Source organism: Halomonas borealis (assembly GCF_004798905.1).
Taxonomy (GTDB): Bacteria; Pseudomonadota; Gammaproteobacteria; order Pseudomonadales; family Halomonadaceae; genus Halomonas; species Halomonas borealis.
In genome coordinates this window covers 260,172-278,055 of sequence record NZ_SDMO01000001.1, presented here as the reverse complement: position 1 = coordinate 278,055, position 17,884 = coordinate 260,172, and the positions used below count along the sequence as shown (strand labels likewise).

The following is a 17,884-nucleotide window of genomic DNA, read 5'->3' as shown; positions in this document are numbered from 1 at the left end:
GCTTTCATCCCTGGAAGTTGATCTCTCCATTCATGCCTGACTCGTAGTGGCCCGGAATATTGCAGGCGAATTCGACCTTATCGGTGTCCTGCGGGGCGGTCCACACCAGTGTCGCGGTCTCACCCGGGGCGATGGTCACGGAGGGCATGCCGCCGCCGTGCCCGCCGTCACCATGTCCACCGGACATGTCGTGGCCGCCGCCCGATGCCATCTCGCGCATCATTTCGCGGTGTTGCTCCTGAGCGGCGGCGTCGCCGATCACGAACTCGTGCTCGAGGTTGCCGGTGTTGGTGATCTCGAACTTCACCGTCTTCCCCGGTGCGATAGCGAGTTCGCCGGGCGTGAACCACATGTCACCGGCCTCGAAGCTGATGGTGCGGTCCACCTGAGCGGGATTCTCACTGCCATGTTCGCCGCTGGCCAGGACCGCGGTAGAGGCGAGGATCAGGGTCGTTGCTAGGATTGTCTTGCGCATATGGATAGCTCCATGGGGTTAGTCGACAGGTCCGTTTATAAGTCATCAAGCTGAATTTGGGCTGAATGCCGAAAGGGTCTCAGCCATGAACCAGTGATTATCCGGCCTCATCTTCCAAGCGGCGAGGCATCTTCTCCACACAGGAACGCCAGGGACTAGAGCGAGGTCACTCCGTTCCTGGACGGAGGATGCCGGACGCCCGCCGGCTGTCTCTCGATAGGTGTCCGGCGGGGCATCAGGCGGGTCTCGCTATAGAGTCATGAAGGGCGACTCCTGGTGGTCCCGGAACTGGTAGACCTCATAGGGCTCCGTCTGCGGCCCCGGCATGCCTGGCGTGCCACTCGGCATGCCGGCGAGCCCGATGCCATTGGTGTCGGGTTGTTGTTCGAAGAGCGCTTCTACTGCTGCCAGGGGGACATGCCCCTCGATCACATAGTCGTCCATGATGATGGTGTGGCAGGCGCCGAGGCCGAAGGGGACGCCTGCCGCCTTCTTGATCGCGCTCAAGTCCTTGTCATCGACGATGGTGACGTCGATACCCGTTCGTTGCAGGTGGCGGGCATAACCATCGCAGCAGCCGCACTGGGGATTCTTGTAGAGTGTGGCCTCGTCCGGCAGGGCAGCATGAGCGGTGGTGGCGCCCAGCAGCAGACCGGTCGCCAGCAGCAGGTGAGGCATGGTGAGTTTCATGAGCGATCTCCCTTGTCGGAGGTAAACAGATATTTGATGAGGGTGGCAATGCCGAAACCTAGGCACAGTCGACCTGGCAGGCGGGGAGGAGGAACCAGAGGGCCTCAATGCGTGTGGCCGTCCGCATAGTGGTCGTTAGTGGATTGTGGCGAGGACGAGGCATCCTGGCGCGAGTCGGCCAGCTGGAGTTTTGCTGCGGGTTCTGCGTCTGCCGAGGCGGAGCCTGAGGAAGCCGACTTGTGCTCGCTCATGGCGGTCATGTCACCATGCTCATGGTCGTGGCCGTCATCTGCCGGCTCGTGAGAGTCGTTTGCTGAGCGAGCCATAGCGCTGGTGTCACCATGGTCGTGGTCGTGGCCATCATGCTTCGCTTGATCGGCCATTGGGCTGTCAGGACGGACCAGGTCCTGGTAATCCTGCGGCGAGAGTTCGGGCAACCGCTGCAGGAAGGCCACGATCTCCCATAACTCCTGGTCGTCGTGGGTCACGCCCCAGGCTGGCATGCCAGTCATCTTGATGCCGTTCTTGATGACCCAAAACTGCTGCGCAGGATCTTGATGAGTGGAATCCGAGAATGTCGGTGGCATGGGATTGAGACCGGCACGAAGTACCGTGCTCTCGAGGCTGGGCTTGAGGTGGCAGGCCGCACAGAGGCCATCATAGGCTTTGGCCCCGGCTTGAACCATGCTGTCACTGCTTAGGTCGGGAGCTTCTATCTCTTCGGCCCCGGCCTCTACCGAGGCGTGCATGGTAGAATGCAGGACTGACTTGACAAGCGGAAGGTGCTCGTCCGTTGCTGCGACGTTGTACATTCCGCTATGCATGACCGCCATTCCTCCGACGGCAAGGAGGAGTAGGGTAATGATTCCACCTAACGCAAGTTTGAACATCTTTAACATAGTCCTATATATGGGTATCGGGTCTGGAATGGTTGTCTCCCGGCTTTTTGAGCGCCCGGGCCGATCTCCTACCAGCCTTTCATTGCATCTACAGGTGGCTGGAGGTGAAACGCTTGTTGCAAAGTAGGCTTTTTCGGCGACGTTGCTTACCGTCTCATCCTACAGGCCCCGCAGGTCGACCGCCGTATCCATTCGTCAGTGTTTGTCAACGGTCATGGGAGGCTTGCCTACTCTCATGGTTTAATCTTCGGTTCGTGTAAACGCAGGGCATTGCCCACCACGGAGAACGAGCTGAATGACATTGTCACGGAGGCAATGGTCGGAGACATCAGCAGGCCGACGGCGGGGTAGAGCACCTCGGCGGCGATGGGTACGCCCAGGCTGTTGTAGCCGAAGGCAAGATCTGATTCTGCTTGATATTGCGCATGGAGGCGCGTCTAAGGCGGCGAGCGAGAACGATGCCCTTCAGGTCGCCCTTGACCAGGGTGACGCCGGCGCTCGCCATGGCCACGTCGGTGCCGGTGCCCATGGCGACGAAGCGCCCCTCGGCCTGCAGTGCCTTGACCTGCTCCGGCAGCACCCCGGCGATGATCTCGTCGATTCCCAGCTCCTTCGCTACGGCCTGGGCCGTGGTCTGGCTGTCACCGGTTAGCATGACGATGCGGATGCCTTCCTCATCAGGGCGTGGATAGCTTCGGCTGTAGTGTTCTTGATCGGGTCGGCGCCAGTGTCGAGGCTTCTTCGTGACAATGGTTGTCTCGGCGTGACGTCATGTCAGTAACTCTATTGCTGACCGGCTTGCTATAGATCGTTTGCCTTATCGAGCAGGCGGCGACTTGGGGCCGAAGAAAGATTGTGATCAATAACTACTCTTCTGGCTTGAATGCCTTAGTGTTACCCCAAGGTCAAGCCGTGGCCGTTAAAGGTCATATTTTAGCAATAGAGGGTTTGATTTTGTGCGTGCACTTTCCCCGTGTTTCATGAAAGTGGTTAGTATGGGCGACTTTTCTGAATCTAGGCTGAATAGGCAAGTGAGGTCGCGGTGTGTCGAGCAGTGAGGGGGTGACCTTTCTCCCCAAGATCTGGTCTGGTGCTATTTTGGTAGCAGCCAAAGTGTGCTATCAGGGGTGGGGTGTGTCTCTTCAACGCAGCTAGCGTTGAAGAGACATCCGGCAATGACTAGGCCAGCAACGATCGGCCTAGTCGGTGACGAACTAATTGGCTAGTTTTATTCGAAGTCCAAGTGCAGGTTATAGCGCTTGGAAACTTCATCAGGGCTTCCCATCGCATTCCCTTCCACTTCCAGAATATAGGTTCCGGGCGCTACTCGTTTGGTAATCAGGAAGTGACCTCGTTGATCTGAGTCCTTGGAGACGAGGCGCCCTTCTTCGTCGTATAGACTTCCCTGGATATTGACGCTAGCACTAGAGTCGCTGGCCAGGTGCTCGCTACTGAGCTGTACGATGCTCTCATCGATTACTTGAATTCTATAGCGTTTGGGGTTGGAAGATATGATCTGGCTATCACTCTCTCCCTCGTTCAACATCAATAGCTCTGACGTCTGATTACCGGTGACGGCAAAGGTCGTCATTGAAAATAGACCTAGCATGGTAGCACCGAGAATAGTGGCATAACGTTTCATGATTGACCTCCTTGGCTGTTTGGCAAGAACTAGCATGGAGGGGAAAGCTGAAACGGCACTGAAAATACACAAAATTGATTTGATATGACCTAGCCGTCATTTTTATCTAGCCATACCATGCCATGCAGAGTGTCGAGTGAAGGCTGGAGTATAGGGCATCCTCGACCTTGTCGGGGGTAGCATATTCCAAGCGATCGAAGAGTATCGAGCCCTGTGAGTGCTCGGCCCTCGGCGATGGCCAGTTCGCCGGGGCATCGTAGCCATCGCTGGCCTGAGCGCCAGCGGCCACCAGTATGGCGAGGGTAGAACCGGTACCGATAACGACAGTCTTGGACTTCATGAACATTCCTTACGCGACTTTGACGACCCGGAACATGCCGGCATCCATGTGATAGAGCAGGTGACAGTGGAAGGCCCAGCTGCCCTCGGCATCGGCGGTGATCAGGGCAGATACCCGTTCGCCGGGCTTGAACCACATGTCACCGGTCTCGAAGCTGATGGTGCGGTCCACCTGGGCCGTGGCCTGACTACTCTGGTCACTACCACCTTTAGTGCCGCCGGCCACGCTGCGGTGGCCGACTAGCCGAGTGCGATCGCCAGTAATGTCTTGCGTATGTGGATACCTCCGTTGGCGTCAGTGGAAGGGTCCATTTCTTCGCATCAACCTGAAACGAAGCTGAAACCGTTGCCGCTCACTGTCTCACTGAACACCTTGACTTGGGGGGTGCACATAGGTTGTAAGTTCATAACGGTAGTTCATGCCCCTTGCCCAACCAAAGAAGTCGTCGTCACTGCGATCATCAAAAATAGGAGAAAGACCATGATCAACTATAAGCAAGTAATCGCCATTGCGCTGGCCTCTGGTCTGGGCATCGCCACCAGCGGTGCCGCTTCTGCTCACGGGATGCATCAAGGCACCCAGGGAGCTGGCGGCATGATGATGGGCGGCGGCCAAGCTGGCATGGGCCCCGGCATGATGATGGGCGGTGGCCAAGGTGGCATGGGCCCCGGCATGATGATGGGCGGTGGCCAAGGTGGCATGATGCCCTGTCCCCTGATGGGCGGTATGGGAGCCATGGGCGGCGCGGCAGCAATGCTCGACGACGAGCAGCTGAGCACCCTGCGCGAAATGCGCAAGGCACATCGTTCCGCCTACTTTGAGCGGATGGGTGAGATGATGAACCTGCGCGAGGAGATGCTGCTGCTTATGCAGGCTGATCGTCCGGATTCAGAGGAGGTAAAGACACTCCATGGTCAGATGGCTGATCTGCACGGCGAGATGATGGCAGACGAGGTACGCATGCGTAACCAGATGCAGGACCTGCTGACAGACGAGCAGCGAGAGCGGATGCGGCGGGGCAACGCAGCGCAGTAACGCTCCCCTAACGCTCCCCAATTCCTCTGCGCACTCCGCCAGGCGTGGAGCGTTTCTTGATATCGCTCCGGGTTGTGCTGGATAGATATGGTTACTCGCCCGCCTAGCGCAGAATGGCCTCGCGATAACGAGGAAATCGCCATGACCGGTCAGGCCAGACAACCGCATCTCACCCTATGAGGAAGCTTGCTAGCGCTGTTGTTAGCTGTGCTGCTGTTGGTGTCCAGCCTGGCGGCCCAGACGGCCATGCCGACGGCTGCGACGTGGCCCAGGTCAAGGTGCTCAATAACGCCGATCCCGAGTGTGGCGTCTGTGCGGCCATTTCGACAGTAACCCTCGTCATTACCTACTATCAGAATACCCTGGCCGGCATCGGCATCGGCATCGGCATCGGCATCGGCATCGGCATCGGCATCGGCATCGGCATCGGCATCCAGGCCGCGGTCGAATTCATCGCCCCGTCCCCGCTCAAACCTCCAAGATCCTGACGCCCACCCTGGTCACACGATGTCCCCAGCATGTCGGCAGTAATATATTATCGTTAGGAGTCACAACATGATGTTGAGCAACGAATGCTTCGCCCTTATGGGCTTGATGGGCTGGCTGATGCCTTTGGCCTTCATGCTGTTTCTGGGCCTCGGCACCGCCGCCTATGCCAAATATGTGATCACGTTCCGTCATTCTCAGGAGAATCGCTCGTGAACCGCCTCGTCCCTTCGCTGTTCTTCTCTGCCGCCTTGTCACTTGGCACCGGCACCGCCCAAGCCGGCTTGCCGGGCCAGGCTATCCTTTATAAGAACCCCCAGTGTGGCTGCTGCGACGAGTATGCCCGCCAGCTTGAGGCGCTTGGCGTCAGGGTTGCCATCGTAGACGACGTACCAATCGGTCAGGTTAAGGAGCGAGCCGGACTTCCCTACGGACTGGGTTCCTGTCACACCATCGAGATGGGCGAGTATGTCATTGAGGGTCACGTGCCCTTCGAGGCAGTGGAGCGGCTCTTCGAGGAGCAACCCGACACAGACGGTATGGGCTTGGCGGGTATGCCCATCGGCACCCCGGGTATGCCAGGGCTCAAGCAGGAAGAGTGGGATATCTACCAGTTCCGTGACGGTGAGGCACAACCCTTCGTGACATTGTGACTGCTTGAGTCGATGCATCGACGGTCCGGATGCACGAGCACCCGGACCATATTCATCTTTCAAACGACTATTTGTTATGCGCTAGGCATGGCCGACGTTGCCAGCCAGTATGGGTCGAGTTTCACATCCAATGACGAAGCGCCAAAAAATGAAAGCGACCCCTTACAAGCCGGCGCCGCCCCTGAAGGCAGCGCCGGCGTTGTGTTTTCGTTGACGTTCAGAGGTATCCAAGCTCTGCAAAGGATGAGCATCCTTCTGTCCCAACCACGATGTGATCGATGATGCGGATTTCCACCAGGCCCAAGGCTTCTGTGAGCCGCTGCGTGATGCGTCGGTCTGCATCGCTGGGCTCGGGATCGCCAGAGGGGTGGTTGTGAACCAGGATCACCGCAGCAGCATTGCAGGCTAGGGCTTGCTTGACGACCTCACGGGGGTAGACGCTCGCCGAATCGATGGTGCCGCGGAAAAGCTCCTCGAAGCAGATCACCCGATGCTGGCAGTCGAGGAATAGGGCACTGAATACTTCGTGCTCATACTCCTGCAACAGCACCTGCAGGTGCTCGAATGCCAGCCCGGGCTTGGTAATCTTGCGTCCCTTGGCCAGTCGTCGGCGAGCGAAGGCTTTGGCGATGCTCAAGAGCTCCGCTTCGGTCACAGTATCGGTTATGCGATAGGTGCCGGCGGTCTCGCCGGCACTCAGCTTGCAGTGGTTCATGATGTTGCTCCTCAGGCCGCCATGACCATGTCCATGCGGCGCTCCAGTTCCTCGTAGAACGCCTCGACCCGCTCGGCGATGGTGCGAATCATCACCTCGTCCCGGTAGGCCCGCTTCACGAACAGCGGCATGCCCGGCCAGTAGCTGACGAAGTCGATCCACTCCCGCTCGCTGACCCACAGGCCACCCTGGCACTGCGCGACATGCTCCTGGGGCAGCTCGTCTGCTAACAGCAGCTCGATCTGATACTTGGGCAGCTTGGTTTTTATCTCGACGAGGCCGTTGCCATCCACCAGGCAATCCGGCGAATAGCCGACTCCGTGGTTCAAGATGATGCCGACCTGCTCCAGGCGTGGCAGCCCAGCGGATTCGTGATAAAGATCGCGGGCCACCGGCTCCAGCTCGTGGCCGCGCAGTGTATGAGCATTGCCTTGGAAGGTATCGGAGGGCTCGCCGGTGATGCGCTCACCGATCAGCTGGTGCATGTAGCTCATCGCACCGGCACCGAAGCCTCCCGGCCCCTTGCCCTTGACCAGCAGAGTCTTCAGTTCGGACATGGTGATGATGCCCAGACGGGCGGCATGCCACTCGGGCGTGCCCTGTTCCAGTGTCAGGATCTGCATGACGTTCTCCTTCTCGATGACACGGCATAAGCCAGCGAGGGGAAGCCCCTCGCCAGCCGGTCAGTGATGTTGGTGGTTGGGTTGTGCCCGCTTCTGTAGGGAGGCACGCAGCTTGTCGAAGTCGCTACGTGGCACCTGCTCGGCGTCGCTGTACCTACCGACGAACCATTCCTGAGTCGTCGGGGGACAGGCGGCAATCAGCTGCCGGATCTGCCCGGCCTGGAAGGGGGTGACCAGCTTGACCGGGTCAGCGGTCTGACCGTTGTCGTCCTGGCCGCGGGTTGTGATGTTGAGCAGGGCACACAGCACGTAGCGCTTGCCGTAGCTAGTGGACGAGCCGAATGCCTGGACGGCGTTCTTGCTGCCGCTGGTATCGGCCGGCAGCAGCATGCTGGTCTCTTCCCGATGGCCGTCCTGATGCATGAGCACACCGGTGACCTGAATCCCGCGCTCCTGTGTCTGAATGCGAAAGCTCACCGCGAAGCCGTGTGTCTTCATGATCGGGCGCACGGTATCGACGATGTCTTCCAGAGTGGCGTAGTGGCCGTTGTTGGTTTTCCCGCGCTCGGCGATGCTGGGCAGTTCGGTCTGCATGGCCGCCATGGCAGCGCTATAGGCCATCAGCGCCTGGCGATCGAGCACGCGCTCCTGCATCTGCAGCAGGCGCTCCATCTTGTCGATATCGACCTCAGGGTTGAGGGCGGCCCGCTCGATCACCTGGATGATCGCGGTGCTGTCCGGGATGGCTTGCGTAACCGGTGCTTTGTTGACGGTTTTGGGATGAATAGGGGTTGCCATAATGGCCTCCGTTAGCGATAGCGTTGGATGACGTCAGGGAGTTGTTCGATAGGCACCGGCTCAAGGGACAGGGCCACGCGATAGACGCGGCCCTTGGCTAGCACGTGGGTCTCTGTTGCGTGTTCGCCGGCCTCCAGCAACTGACGCGTCAGCTGGGTCAGGACACGGCACATTTCGAACGTCATGGGCGGTTGCATTGGCATCTCCAGAAACAGTAACGCCCGGCCTTTGAAGGGGCCGGGCGCTATGCCGTGATGAGGGAAAGACTGAGTGGGGATGTCGCTACTGGGAAATCAGCCCACCAGCGCAAGCGCCGACTCCAGGGCCTTGTCCTTGAGATTGGCTCCCTGGCCAAACCAGGCGGAATCCATGCGGTAATCATTACCACGGGCGCGCTTCTCATGGTCCACGTACTCGGTGACCGCGTTTAGCAGCCCCCAGGCGGTGCTTTGCGCCGTGCACAGCCGCGAGCCGCGCCCCTCACCCTGGAAAAGCTTATGGACGCGATTGAGGGCACGGACGTTGGGCAATTTAGAGGGATCTTCCAGCGGTGCCTCGGCGTTGCAGATCACCGCCTGGAAGTAGGCTCTCGCTTCCTCCTGGCTGACCTTGCGCTCGGCCAGCGTTTTCAGGCGATACATGAAGTCGTCCCACTGTGAGACAGATATCCCCAACTGCTGCTTGACCAGCTGAGGACGGAACTCGGTGCTGTGAGACACTTTCACCCCTTGCGACATACCGTCCACGGCAATGGACAGGGTGTTGTTGCATACCACCCGCACCGAGGTCGGGGTGGCGACGGTGGCCAAAGACCCATCACAGGACGTCGCCAACAGCAGGTAGTCGTTGACCTGGTCCTGGCCCTTCAATGCCCCGCCCAGGCCACTCTTGGCCAACGCCCAGAACTTGCGACCGCCCTTGAGCACACCGGCAGTCTCGAGCTCATAACCCGCGTATTCCGTCAGATCCCGGTAGAACTCCAATACCTCTTCTGGCTGAACCACCTTGTAGCGCTGGGAGACCACTGATAGCGGGACCTTGGTGTCTGAGCGATAGAGCACCTTCTGCTCCGGAAAGGAATGGATGCTCCCCAGGTGGCCCGCGCCATCTGCAATGAAGCGCACTGGAGATTCATCGATGTGCCAATCCATGCCGGCTTGCTGCCGCCAGACTTCCAGCGGCTGGTGACGCGAAAGCTGCTGGCCCAGGCCATGCCAGGGGGTGTCACCGACGTAGGCCATGTGTTCGATTTGATGTGCCATGAGAAATCTCCTGAACGAAAAAAAGCCGGCTGAGTGCCGGCTGATGGGATAAGAGGATGAGTCGTGCCGGGTCAGGCCAACTCACGAAACGCGTGGCCACACCCCAGACAGAGCCAGGGGATGCCTTCTCCGGGAGGGAACAGGTTTACAACTAGGCGATCGCCAGCCGCAGCTCCAGCGATGCCACCTGATGCGCCGGCGACGACAGCGGCAGCGGCTCGGGTGAGCGGAAATTGTCTGGAAGAGAGCAGGTTTCCGGGAGAGTAGAGCGACCCATAGGCGCCCTGGAGCGTACCGGCCATTGCGCCGGCCGCGATCCCGAGTTTGCGGGCGCTCTCGAGGTTGATGACGCGCTGCGACTCGCAGCGTAAGCAGGGTGGGGGCATTTCATGTCTCCTGTGACGGCGGTAGAAGCCCGGAAGAGGTTTGGCTCACAGGAGTGATATAGATTTCAAAAAAAATGGAACAGAACCTTTACATGCAGCTCTGCTACTTTAGTTCTAGCGCCATTTCCGATGGGCCTGTCGGCAGCGTGCCAGAGTTCCTTCCAGACGTGCTTGTCAGGAGTGTGAGGCCGGGCAGCAGTCATCGCGGCTGACCCACACGATGATGAGGCGGGTGTTTTTGAGCACGACGTTACGACGTTAGGCACCAAGTTTTTCGAAAAAACAGCCTCAGGAGTGGGCAACAGACGAGATTTGCAGCAGCGAACGTCGTCTTGTCGTGGACGTTCTGTATATGTCCAGTGAAGGCACATCCGGATCTCAAGTTCTGGATCGTGGCAGATTGCCTATAGCACGATATCTCGATTGTCTAGGTCGCCCAGCAGCGAGGTCTCTATATCGACCTTATCCAGACCTGAATCCGCAAGGCCAAGCGCCAGGACTGGCTGCTGGCCGCGCCGCTTCTAACGGTCCGGACTGAAATCAGTAACCAATCGATTCTCCTGTCTTACTCTGAGGAGGTCGTCATCAGGAACCTTTGGTATGGGGCTCAATCGCCGTGGGTTGGCCAGGGATCGACGCTGTGCGGTGTTCAGCGAGCATTGCCTGGCGGATCTGGCTGATGGACAGGTGGGCTGGGCATCTGGCCCGCCCTCGGGAGTTTAGCTTGGGCACGTTCCACTGAACCGAGTCCTGGCGAGGGGGTAGGGTAGTCGTCGGAAACGCTGGGCGGTGATGACGCGCTACTTAGATGATGGCACATTGCCGATTGAAGGCGACCAAGTGGAGATTCTGATTCTCCACCTGGTCGCCGGGAAGATCCAACTGGCTGGTCGCCCGGCCACTGCGCATGAGCCCGCAGGCCTCCAACATCATGAGCCTGAGCCGGCCTACCAAGCTTCACGGCCACGAGCCCCATGCCTACCCTGAAAGGCATACAGGGTAGGCTTCCGACCTAGAAAGCCGGTCGGGTCCAAAATCCCCCTCCAAACTGGCAGGTAACCGCCTAAGTCTCGACACGCGATGAATGCAGATTGGTCAGAAATGCTGCATGGCGAGCCCTTTTGGACCGATCACCCAATGGCGTTTCGAGCCACGTTTACCGTTGCTACAGCAGGTAATCCCCTGGGCATCCAGCAGTGGGGCGGCACGCTTGAAGGCTGCGCCAAGGCCGCGCGCCTCACGTGGCCATTGGCTGTCCGACACACAGGTCGGCCGGAACTGGCCCAAGATGGCCAGCCAGACCCCCGCCGGATTTTCGACGGCTTCCGTGATGGCGTTAATCCTCAGGTATTCAACAACTGCCTTGGCAATCGGCTCCTCTTCAGTCATCTCGCAGAGCCGCTCATTGCGATATGCCTCGTATTGCGACCAAAAGGCCTCTGCACTGCCGGTCAGTGTGTCGGAGACAATCATTCCGATACGACAGAAATCGTGCCAGCCGTCCGGTACTCTCCGATCCAAGCTCACTTGGCCGATATTGGCATGTGCCTTTCCGAGCATGCCAAGCAGTGCATTGAAGACGCGACTCTGATCTTCGCCTGGTAAGCTCTCCTGCGTATGCCATTGGGAAGATGCCTTGCCCGTCTGATCTGTTGAGGGTGATGGCATTTCCAGACTCAAGGTGAGTTCTACTAATTCAGGTTGTGTGATGACCGGTTCTAGGCTGCTCAGCAAAAAAGCACGCCGCACAGCGAGACTCGATGTAATCTCATGGCAACCAATAGCTTTCCATTCCAGCCTGCTTTTGCAGAGCAACTCAAACATACGTCGCTGTACCGCCGAACTGAGCCCGTCTTCGACATTGTCCAGGTTGAGCACATGATGCCGCCAGGCTTTTTGATCTACGTCCTTGACCTTTGAGGGTGTATCACGAATCGCATTCTCCTTGATTACCGGATCTAGCGTGCGCTTGATGACGTCTTGTAGTTGTGCCATTCCAGATTTAAGCTCTCCTGTGAGTTCCAGAACCAGCTGCTGACGTTCTGGCATCATGCAAAGCACCATGAACGTATAGATCAGCAGGTCTCGATCTTTCGGAATCGGCACATACGACTCAATGATACGCACGCCTGAGGGGGCCATCGCACTGGGACCCTGGATATACACCGTGTGAAAGGGGCGACAATTGGCGGGATGCCAGTAAGGATAGGCGAGCTCTGGCTGAATCATGTTCTCCTGTTTCGGAGGGAGCATCATCACTTTTCCATTCAGTGCGATATATCGATTACCGTAATTGTCTAGCCAGGTTCGTCCATTACCGATTTCCGCAAAATCCGGGTAGTCCCCCCGAATGATCTCAAGCGCGTCCCGGACATTTTGGTCCGAAACGTCGCGGTTGTCATGGCTCGCTGCTATGTGCTTGATGATCGGTGCAATCATCTCCGCTTCCAACATCAGTACGGGACCGCCGAAGTTCGGTACAAGGAAATATACGCCGTTAGGATCAGCTACAAGGCGATAGGCTTGGTGAAGGATCTGCCGGATGAGGTTGGCCTTGCAGGGCTTGGGTGGCCGTCCCGCCCGGGAAAAGGGCAGTTGCTGGCTCGAGCTGTATCTACAGGTGCTTGCGGAGGAGATATCCTGATAGTTTATCTGGGAGTTAGTGGGTTGATTGGGAAGATATGTACCGTTCCCTGTTGCGGATTGGTTGAGGGGATATGGGTTATCGTACATTAAGCTGGTTCCTTAGTTTTCTCTTAGGGCATGATGTTTATGTTTTTTACTTGCCTTCGCATGTTATTTGTAGCGCTGTCTGTGCGCTCGGTTACTATCAGGGTGTAGCGTATTTGGTATATACATTTTCCTGTAAGTTGAGTTTTATTTTCCGCTTGAAGCTGTAGCCAGTGCGTCGGTTTTTGATTCGAGGCCTTCCATTAATCCAAGCTGGAAATGCTATGTTTTATCGTCCTAATTCCTCCAAAAGTTGTTGTATTTATATGTGTTAAGGGTGTCGGGGCGTATGAGAAGCCCGCCGTCCTGATCTTTCATCCACCCAGTGGATGGTGAATAGCGCCAGTGAAGACCGAAGGTCATTAGCCTGGAGCAGGGTTGGCTTCGTTAAGGGGTGTTTTTCCCACCTATATCGTCTTCTGCAAGCTCCTACATGTTGAATCTCCTTCATTACTGATGTTGCCAAATTTAGCAGGTTGAACATGGAGTGAATAATGATTTTTTTTTAACTTTGGGTTTGTATGTCGTTAGATGATAAAAGATGCTTTTGGATGCTTCTGGACATACATGGTAACTATTTTTGTATGAGAAATTTTCAAGGAGCCCGTCCCGATCTGTGCTTGAAGACCCGTAGCTGGGGCGTCAGGCATATCGCCGATGAACTCGGTGTCAGCAAGAACACCGTCAAGCGCTACCTGCGCCAGGGTGGATGGGCGCCCTAGGCCAGCCTGCAGCGCACCCGTTCACTTGATGTTCTGGATCACTGTCTGCAGTACCGCCTCCTGCAGCTCATCGGCATTGCCGCCGTGGTGCTGCAAGTCCTGTAGCTCGAACACGGTCTTAACCGTCAGCCTGCGGACGCTGGAACGCGCCTGCGAATCCTATTGCCAGGCGCTGGCCGCCGAAGACAAGGCGACGGTGAGATTCGAGACTCCACCTCGCGAGCAGCTTCAGATCGATTTCGGCAGCCGCCAGATCACCATCGGCAACGAAGCGATCAAGATCTACCTGTTCGTCACTACCCTCGGATACCCCCGCCGACACTACGCCCACTCCTTCCGTCACGAGCGTCAGTTGGTGTGACCGCCGGCATGGAAGAGGGGCTCATTGGCTCCGTAGGGTGCCAGAGCAGGTACTGCTGGATAACGCCTGGGCACTGGTCGACCACCACAATGCCGCCAGCCTCTAGGCGGCCTTCAACGATTAGCGTTTGGTCTTTGCCCGCTACTGGGGCTTCCGGCCGGTGCCCAGCGCTCAGTATCGCCCCGTACCAAGGGCAAGGACGAGCGCGGCGCTGGCTACGTGCAGCGCAACGCTATCGCGGCCGGACATTTCTAATCGGGGTCAACAGGGGGGCTGGAGGCCTACCTGATTTGGTGGATGCGTGAGATTGCCGACCAGCGGATGCAATACGCCACCGGTGAGCTGCCGGCGGTTCGCTTCGCAGCTGAAAGGGCCAGCCTGCAACCGCCGAACGACAATCCGCCCTTCGAGCAGACGTGGAACTCGGCAGTTGCTTCCAGCGCGATGCCACCGTTGAGGTCGCCACAAACCTCTACTGCGTGCCCTGCCGTCTGATAGGCGAGCCGGTTTTAGTCAGCGTGACCGACGACGGTGACATGCGGGTTCAACATGTCGGCCAGGAGTTAGCCCGCCACTCCGAGTTGAGCTGGCGCCCTGTGGTGCGGTTCCTGCCGTACCATCTGCAGTGCATTGTCAGCTATCGGCCGCCCAAGGTGGCTACTACGGGGGCTCTGGAGCCAAGCGGGAAAGTGGCTACCTTGGATCTATCATCCTCGACTGGCTGCTGCACCACAGTCACGTCATCACTTTTCGCGGCTGCAGTTACCGACTGTGGGACAAGCGTAAGGCTTGGCTCATCAAGCTCGTTGGCATCCACCATCCCGAGCAGGTCGCCAGAGGATAAGGGCCAGATTTCCCTGTCGGAGGTGACCAGGTTCTGATGTCGCTTGAAAGCAAAGTGGTCGGCCAGCTGCCCAAGGCTCGCCGACCACCGATTCCTGCTTGTATGCGCACCGCATTCGCATCTGTCTGACCAGGCAGATGCGCCTGTAGGCATAACACCAGCGGAGGGGACCAGGGTCAGTAATTTTTTGCATTAGGTAGTCATTAACACACGGCCCTCATTAAGTGATTGAAAAATATGGCATAAAAATGCTTGGAATCGCCCTGGATGGTGGGCTTCTAGATATATATCCAGTGTTTGAGCCCTGTTTTTGAATAGGTGGCAAGTCGGCTCGATTATCTAACTGGTTCCGATACAATTCGTATTGTCGGTTGATTGATATAGAGGACTTGAAGATGAGCAACGATAGAAAACTGAAGATCCTGAGAATGGCGCAGTTGGTAGAAAAGATAGGCATTAGTCGATCTTCAATTTATGCAAAAATTAATCCTCGGATGCCACAATATGACCCAACATTCCCTGTGCAGATTTCTCTTGGTGCTAGATCTAAAGGCTGGTCTGAGCCGGATGTCGACAGGTGGTTACTTGCAAACCAAGGGGAATCCAAGAGTGATCCTGATATTACCTAGAGTTTTTTCAATTTCTTGAAGATATCGTTGACTTCTTTGTTCTTGTTCATCCAGTTGGTGATCATTCGTTGAATATCACTTTCATTCAGCTTTATTACTGACCGCTGATCGCTCTGCTCGTGGAATTGGAGTACTTTTTCATGCAGTTTGTATGCGGCAACTTTTACTGACGGCCATCCATTATCTGGGCAATCCTCATACAGGAGGTCTATGAGACGATATTTCAAGTGCCTTAGATTCTGGTTGGCCAATCTTCCATACTCTTGCTGAAGGAGCTTTTCCCAGCGTTTTTCTTCAGCTATGCATGCGTCTTCAAGTCTTGTCTCTAGAGATGCGAATTCAACCAGCGCTGCCCATGATTGATCGCGTAAGCCTTCTTGGGCTAGGAGGTCGGAACAAACTAACCAAATGAATGAAGTTGAGAAAAACATAGATATTTTATCATCGATTTTTTCACAAAGATCAAGCTCTAAGGTTTCTTGGTAGTCGCTAGCTGGCGTGCCAGAAAGTATTTTCCTTTTAGCTGAAGCGTATTCTTGGTGGAAGAGCACGTTTGCTAATTCTTCTTCATTTTTTTTCGATGGAGATGAGCCAATGCTTGGAGGTTTTTGCGATATATGAAAATAGGTTTCGCAAAGCGTTCTTTTCAGCCTCTCAATATAGTCTTCAAGCGGGATGGAGGAGATCTGGTGGTAATGGTCAGGGATGATGAGGTTTCTGTTTGTGAGGTGCTGATTGTATTCTCCTTCTTTCTTTTCTGATATGGATGTAGTGGCAGGTAAGGGATTATTGCTCATTGCGGATTTCCTTTGAATAATAATTCTAAAATTATGCCATAAACTTGCTATAAGTTCCAGGGCTTTAGGTTCGACGTTTGATTTGTTTTGATTTTTTAACGTTATTTTCTGAATAAGCGAAGGCTATTATCTTTTGTTTTAACCCTTGCTGCGCCTGCAATGTTGAAAGTGGGTGGTTAGTTTTACTTTTGCTTTATATGTTATACCGAAGGGTTGTGCTAGGGTGGGTTGTCATGTTGTAGCAGTGCTGGAGTCATATCAGTACATGGATTTTAAATAGTGAGCGTTGAGTAAAGAGTATGTGTCTTATATCCAGATTGATACTTTTAGCCGTGTAGTCGATGATGGAGTGCTGTATGGAATATGAGGAATCTCCGGGTGAGAATTCGCATCCTTTTGACGAAGACTGGAATATTGATTGGGACTGGGGGACGAATCATTCTCCTAGCGATAATGATGTGCCGTGGTGGGAGGGCGAGGAGCGACTGGCAAGAGGTGAGAACTTACAACAATGGGATATGAATGATGAGGAGTTATTCTTCGAGGAGGAGGTGTCTGATGACCAAGAAGAGCTGCTTTCAGAATCCGATAAAAAGTTTATTGCACACCTGCGTCGTGCAGAAGCGGTCATAAAAGGGATATTTGACTCTCGAGAAGATCACTTCGAGGTGGTGGAGAAAAAGAATGGGAAGCTGAAGCTCTTCCAATCCTTACATGGCAAAGAATTCCTGAAAGTCGTGAAAAAGGGCTGTGATGAGAGATGCGCACAGCTGCGCGTTGTCGATAAGAATCCTTACGTCGGTATTTATCACAAGGTCACAAGGAGGTGGGAGTATGAATTGAGGGCAATGGTGGAGTATGGCGTGTTAGCAGGAGGAGTCTCTAGGACCGTCAATGTCATGAATAAGATCATGGAGGAGATCAAGGATGAGGCCAGCAGGCCGATTATCCAGGACTTTTCACGGCGTGCTGATCGAGCGGCTAAAGACAGAAAGAAGGCGGCAACTGCAATTATCGATAGATGCTTTGCACAGCGGTCCCGTCTACTGGTGCTTAGAGTGGATTTGGGATATAGAAAAGGAAAGTTTATTGAATCGGAAGACTTTATGAAAGACATGAAGATGGTGAAGAAAGAATGGACGTTAATGAGTGATAGCCTTAAGTCAGGAAAAGTTGCTCCCAATGTGATGGCGGTCTTTGGCAAGCTGGAATACGGGGTCTTGGCTGGCTTTCATTACCATCTTGTTGTCATCATGAAGGGTTCCGGCAATCGACAGGATATTAACTATGCCAAGATGGTGGGGCAGTATTGGTACAGCGAAGTGACGGGCGGGGAAGGCAGATACTTTAACTGCAATCGAATCAAGCATCGCTACAAAAAACTGGGGATAGGGACGATCAACTACCATGAAAAAGACAAAATCGATGCTCTGAAGGGAGTCGTGATCGATTACATTGTCAAGAGCGATTACTATATGAGTGCCCTGTTACCCTCCAAGAAAACCTTTGTCCAGCTGTCGTGCACGAACAAGGAGCAGATGGTCAGGCGCGGACGGCCACGACGTTATCTCTCCAAGGTGTGAGAACCATCACACATCAATTTATGACATTGAACCGTTCAAGCTGATGTAGAGTCAGGCAGTTAAAAATTCCCACCTCGACTCCCCTCCCAGGGGTTCACCTCTAAGGCGATCATCTCAGTACCAGCAGCGCATCAGTCACACTGGGCGCAGAGCCGATGTGGCACTGAACTGCCTATTTCTGGCGACAATCGAAGACGCATTCCTCAGAAGCATC

The 17,884-nt window shown here is 55.6% G+C and carries 22 protein-coding genes; 9 read left to right on the top strand and 13 right to left on the bottom strand.

The genetic code is table 11. The features are described 5' to 3' along the window. Nucleotides 1-4: 4 nt before the first annotated feature. The 6 genes from ETC07_RS01285 to ETC07_RS15815 all read right to left on the bottom strand — a co-directional run bounded on the left by ETC07_RS01285 (nt 5) and on the right by ETC07_RS15815 (nt 4,271). Nucleotides 5-475, bottom strand: a complete 471-nt coding sequence (locus ETC07_RS01285) for a cupredoxin domain-containing protein (RefSeq protein WP_136246719.1) — start codon at nt 473-475, stop codon at nt 5-7. A 249-nt stretch (nt 476-724) separates the two neighbouring features. After that, nucleotides 725-1,165, bottom strand: a complete 441-nt coding sequence (locus ETC07_RS01280) for a DUF411 domain-containing protein (RefSeq protein WP_240724526.1) — start codon at nt 1,163-1,165, stop codon at nt 725-727. A gap of 104 nt (nt 1,166-1,269) precedes the next feature. After that, nucleotides 1,270-2,055 (bottom strand): c-type cytochrome, encoded by a 786-nt coding sequence (locus tag ETC07_RS01275; RefSeq protein ID WP_112056399.1) that lies wholly within the window; start codon nt 2,053-2,055, stop codon nt 1,270-1,272. Nucleotides 2,056-2,392: 337 nt separating this feature from the next. Next, nucleotides 2,393-2,719 (bottom strand): hypothetical protein, encoded by a 327-nt coding sequence (locus tag ETC07_RS01270; RefSeq protein ID WP_276605467.1) that lies wholly within the window; start codon nt 2,717-2,719, stop codon nt 2,393-2,395. Between the two features lie 573 nt (nt 2,720-3,292). Further along, nucleotides 3,293-3,706, bottom strand: coding sequence for a hypothetical protein (locus ETC07_RS01265; protein WP_112056401.1), 414 nt, complete (start codon nt 3,704-3,706; stop codon nt 3,293-3,295). A gap of 349 nt (nt 3,707-4,055) precedes the next feature. Then, nucleotides 4,056-4,271, bottom strand: coding sequence for a multicopper oxidase domain-containing protein (locus ETC07_RS15815; protein ID WP_258396695.1), 216 nt, complete (start codon nt 4,269-4,271; stop codon nt 4,056-4,058). Between the two features lie 255 nt (nt 4,272-4,526). On the opposite strand from ETC07_RS15815, the gene ETC07_RS15740 reads away from it, so the two are divergent. The 4 genes from ETC07_RS15740 (at nt 4,527) to ETC07_RS01250 (ending at nt 6,220) form a co-directional block, all read left to right on the top strand. After that, nucleotides 4,527-5,081, top strand: a complete 555-nt coding sequence (locus ETC07_RS15740) for a Spy/CpxP family protein refolding chaperone (protein ID WP_240724524.1) — start codon at nt 4,527-4,529, stop codon at nt 5,079-5,081. Between the two features lie 263 nt (nt 5,082-5,344). After that, nucleotides 5,345-5,569 (top strand): hypothetical protein, encoded by a 225-nt coding sequence (locus ETC07_RS15590; RefSeq protein ID WP_168709138.1) that lies wholly within the window; start codon nt 5,345-5,347, stop codon nt 5,567-5,569. 67 nt (nt 5,570-5,636) lie between these two features. Continuing rightward, nucleotides 5,637-5,783: a hypothetical protein gene (locus ETC07_RS15810; protein ID WP_168709075.1), complete on the top strand. Its 147-nt coding sequence runs from the start codon at nt 5,637-5,639 to the stop codon at nt 5,781-5,783. Further along, entirely contained in the window at nt 5,780-6,220 is a 441-nt protein-coding gene (locus ETC07_RS01250; RefSeq protein WP_112056407.1) for a DUF411 domain-containing protein, read from the top strand. Before ETC07_RS15810 ends, ETC07_RS01250 begins: the two co-directional genes overlap by 4 nt. Nucleotides 6,221-6,437: 217 nt before the next feature. Here ETC07_RS01250 and radC read toward each other — a convergent pair whose 3' ends face one another. The 6 genes from radC to ETC07_RS01225 form a co-directional block, all read right to left on the bottom strand. Then, a complete protein-coding gene (gene radC / locus ETC07_RS01245) occupies nt 6,438-6,935 on the bottom strand; it encodes a RadC family protein (RefSeq protein WP_112056409.1) in 498 nt (165 codons plus the stop codon). An 11-nt stretch (nt 6,936-6,946) separates the two neighbouring features. Continuing rightward, complete coding sequence (locus tag ETC07_RS01240; protein WP_112056411.1) at nt 6,947-7,558, bottom strand: lambda exonuclease family protein; 612 nt, start codon at nt 7,556-7,558, stop codon at nt 6,947-6,949. 60 nt (nt 7,559-7,618) lie between these two features. Then, nucleotides 7,619-8,356: an ERF family protein gene (locus ETC07_RS01235; protein ID WP_112056413.1), complete on the bottom strand. Its 738-nt coding sequence runs from the start codon at nt 8,354-8,356 to the stop codon at nt 7,619-7,621. An 11-nt stretch (nt 8,357-8,367) separates the two neighbouring features. Then, a complete protein-coding gene (locus tag ETC07_RS15580; RefSeq protein WP_168709137.1) occupies nt 8,368-8,541 on the bottom strand; it encodes a hypothetical protein in 174 nt (57 codons plus the stop codon). A 108-nt stretch (nt 8,542-8,649) separates the two neighbouring features. Continuing rightward, complete coding sequence (locus tag ETC07_RS01230; protein WP_136246716.1) at nt 8,650-9,618, bottom strand: DUF932 domain-containing protein; 969 nt, start codon at nt 9,616-9,618, stop codon at nt 8,650-8,652. 1,481 nt (nt 9,619-11,099) lie between these two features. After that, the gene (locus tag ETC07_RS01225) at nt 11,100-12,737 is read right to left on the bottom strand and encodes an AICE-type RepA C-terminal domain-containing protein (protein ID WP_136255830.1); all 1,638 of its coding nucleotides are present in this window, start codon (nt 12,735-12,737) and stop codon (nt 11,100-11,102) included. A gap of 617 nt (nt 12,738-13,354) precedes the next feature. Between ETC07_RS01225 and ETC07_RS15735 the strand changes: the two genes are divergently transcribed. The 4 genes from ETC07_RS15735 (at nt 13,355) to ETC07_RS01220 (ending at nt 15,290) form a co-directional block, all read left to right on the top strand. Then, entirely contained in the window at nt 13,355-13,456 is a 102-nt protein-coding gene (locus ETC07_RS15735) for a helix-turn-helix domain-containing protein (RefSeq protein WP_181463124.1), read from the top strand. Between the two features lie 196 nt (nt 13,457-13,652). Next, nucleotides 13,653-13,817: a hypothetical protein gene (locus tag ETC07_RS15575; RefSeq protein ID WP_168709076.1), complete on the top strand. Its 165-nt coding sequence runs from the start codon at nt 13,653-13,655 to the stop codon at nt 13,815-13,817. A gap of 416 nt (nt 13,818-14,233) precedes the next feature. Then, on the top strand, nt 14,234-14,698 hold the full coding sequence (locus ETC07_RS16500; RefSeq protein ID WP_438590654.1) for a Mu transposase domain-containing protein: 465 nt from the start codon (nt 14,234-14,236) through the stop codon (nt 14,696-14,698). 358 nt (nt 14,699-15,056) lie between these two features. Beyond that, nucleotides 15,057-15,290, top strand: a complete 234-nt coding sequence (locus tag ETC07_RS01220; RefSeq protein ID WP_112056424.1) for a helix-turn-helix transcriptional regulator — start codon at nt 15,057-15,059, stop codon at nt 15,288-15,290. On the opposite strand, the gene ETC07_RS01215 is transcribed toward ETC07_RS01220, so the two are convergent. Then, a complete protein-coding gene (locus ETC07_RS01215) occupies nt 15,287-16,087 on the bottom strand; it encodes a hypothetical protein (protein WP_136246714.1) in 801 nt (266 codons plus the stop codon). The two genes, ETC07_RS01220 and ETC07_RS01215, sit on opposite strands and share 4 nt — an antisense overlap. A 356-nt stretch (nt 16,088-16,443) precedes the next feature. On the opposite strand from ETC07_RS01215, the gene ETC07_RS01210 reads away from it, so the two are divergent. Beyond that, the gene (locus ETC07_RS01210) at nt 16,444-17,670 is read left to right on the top strand and encodes a YagK/YfjJ domain-containing protein (protein WP_168709136.1); all 1,227 of its coding nucleotides are present in this window, start codon (nt 16,444-16,446) and stop codon (nt 17,668-17,670) included. The last annotated feature ends 214 nt before the right edge of the window (nt 17,671-17,884 follow it).

Coding starts and splice junctions, on each gene's coding strand:
- ETC07_RS01270 (WP_276605467.1), bottom strand. CDS start 2,719: ATGCTAACCGGTGACAGCCAGACCACGGCCCAGGCCGTAGCGAAGGAG.
- ETC07_RS01240 (WP_112056411.1), bottom strand. CDS start 7,558: ATGCAGATCCTGACACTGGAACAGGGCACGCCCGAGTGGCATGCCGCC.
- ETC07_RS15580 (WP_168709137.1), bottom strand. CDS start 8,541: ATGACGTTCGAAATGTGCCGTGTCCTGACCCAGCTGACGCGTCAGTTG.
- ETC07_RS01225 (WP_136255830.1), bottom strand. CDS start 12,737: ATGTACGATAACCCATATCCCCTCAACCAATCCGCAACAGGGAACGGT.
- ETC07_RS15810 (WP_168709075.1), top strand. CDS start 5,637: ATGATGTTGAGCAACGAATGCTTCGCCCTTATGGGCTTGATGGGCTGG.
- ETC07_RS01275 (WP_112056399.1), bottom strand. CDS start 2,055: ATGTTCAAACTTGCGTTAGGTGGAATCATTACCCTACTCCTCCTTGCC.
- ETC07_RS01265 (WP_112056401.1), bottom strand. CDS start 3,706: ATGAAACGTTATGCCACTATTCTCGGTGCTACCATGCTAGGTCTATTT.
- ETC07_RS15740 (WP_240724524.1), top strand. CDS start 4,527: ATGATCAACTATAAGCAAGTAATCGCCATTGCGCTGGCCTCTGGTCTG.
- ETC07_RS01230 (WP_136246716.1), bottom strand. CDS start 9,618: ATGGCACATCAAATCGAACACATGGCCTACGTCGGTGACACCCCCTGG.
- ETC07_RS01235 (WP_112056413.1), bottom strand. CDS start 8,356: ATGGCAACCCCTATTCATCCCAAAACCGTCAACAAAGCACCGGTTACG.
- ETC07_RS01220 (WP_112056424.1), top strand. CDS start 15,057: ATGAGCAACGATAGAAAACTGAAGATCCTGAGAATGGCGCAGTTGGTA.
- ETC07_RS01215 (WP_136246714.1), bottom strand. CDS start 16,087: ATGAGCAATAATCCCTTACCTGCCACTACATCCATATCAGAAAAGAAA.
- ETC07_RS01280 (WP_240724526.1), bottom strand. CDS start 1,165: ATGAAACTCACCATGCCTCACCTGCTGCTGGCGACCGGTCTGCTGCTG.
- radC (WP_112056409.1), bottom strand. CDS start 6,935: ATGAACCACTGCAAGCTGAGTGCCGGCGAGACCGCCGGCACCTATCGC.
- ETC07_RS01210 (WP_168709136.1), top strand. CDS start 16,444: ATGGAATATGAGGAATCTCCGGGTGAGAATTCGCATCCTTTTGACGAA.
- ETC07_RS01285 (WP_136246719.1), bottom strand. CDS start 475: ATGCGCAAGACAATCCTAGCAACGACCCTGATCCTCGCCTCTACCGCG.